This window comes from Vulcaniibacterium gelatinicum, from assembly GCF_008033445.1.
Classification (GTDB): domain Bacteria; phylum Pseudomonadota; class Gammaproteobacteria; order Xanthomonadales; family Xanthomonadaceae; genus Vulcaniibacterium_B; species Vulcaniibacterium_B gelatinicum.
In genome coordinates this window covers 1-1,285 of the sequence record NZ_VNKO01000037.1, presented here as the reverse complement: position 1 = coordinate 1,285, position 1,285 = coordinate 1, and the positions used below count along the sequence as shown (strand labels likewise).

The following is a 1,285-nucleotide window of genomic DNA, read 5'->3' as shown; positions in this document are numbered from 1 at the left end:
AGAGGTGGCCCCGGAAATCTGGACAGCCGGATAGGTGGACTTCCTGCTCCCTGAGGCGATCATGATCGCCGAGTTCAAGGAGCTTTTGATGAGTCGCAGACCCCGTCGCAACCACTCGCCCGAGTTCAAGGCCAAGGTGGCGCTGGCCGCCCTCCGGGGCGAGAAGACGCTGGCCGAGTTGGCCCAGCAGTTCGATGTTCACCCCAACCAGATCGCGCAGTGGAAGACCCAACTGCTCGAGCAGGCGGCCACGGTATTTGGCGGTGGCGCCAAGGCCGCCGAGCCGGCGGTCGACCTCAAGGCGTTGCACGCCAAGATCGGCGAGTTGGCGCTGGAGAACGATTTTTTGCAAGGTGCGCTCGTCAAGGCGGGATGGCTGAGCGCAAGGCGATGATCGATCGCGACCACGACCTCCCGCTCACCCGCCAGGCGCAGGCACTGGGGATCAGCCGCGGCAGCGTGTACTCCCTGCCCACGCCCATGTCCGAACGCGACCTGGCGCTGATGCGTCGCATCGACGAGCTGCACCTGGATCGACCGTTCGCCGGTGCCCGGATGCTGCGCGACCTGCTCAATGCCGAAGGCTTCCCTGTCGGCCGCAAGCACGTGTCCACGCTGATGCGGCGCATGGGGACCGAGGCGCTGTACCGCAAGCCCAACACCAGCCGTCGTCATCGCGCGCATCCGATCTACCCGTACCTGCTGCGCGGCCTGGCCATTGACCGGCTCAACCAGGTCTGGGCGATGGACATCACCTACGTACCGATGGCCCGCGGCTTCGTCTACCTGGCCGCGGTGATGGACTGGCACAGTCGCAAGGTCCTGGCCTGGCGGCTGTCGAACACCCTCGACAGCCAGTTCTGCATCGACGCTGTCGAGGAGGCGCTGCAGCGCTACGGCACGCCCGAGATCTTCAATACCGACCAGGGCTGCCAGTTCACCAGTGAGGCGTTCACCGGTCTGCTCAAGGCGCATGGCATCCGCATCAGCATGGACGGCAAGGGCTGCTGGCGCGACAACGTGTTCATCGAGCGGTTGTGGCGCACGATCAAGTACGAGGAGGTCTACCTGCACGCCTACGAAACTGTCAGCCACGCCCGCCTGGCGCTGGAGCGTTACATTGACTTCTACAACGCCCGGCGACCGCACAGCCGGCTTGATCGACGCACACCCGATCAGGTCTACTTCAAACCGCAACCGCAGCCGTTGCCCAAGGCTGCGTAACCCCGGCAGGAATCCACTTATCGAACCGGGCTGAGCTGTTCAAACAAACGGGGCCACCTCT

General features: G+C 64.5%; 1 protein-coding gene. It reads left to right on the top strand.

The window, feature by feature from the left end; translation table 11 throughout:
• The first annotated feature begins 88 nt into the window (after positions 1-88).
• Positions 89-1,224, top strand: a protein-coding gene (locus FPV26_RS12530; RefSeq protein WP_220429105.1) for an IS3 family transposase whose coding sequence is annotated in 2 segments (ribosomal slippage) — positions 89-341 and positions 341-1,224 — 1,137 coding nt in all. Because the reading frame shifts where the segments join, the coding sequence is not laid out codon by codon here.
• Positions 1,225-1,285 lie beyond the last annotated feature (61 nt).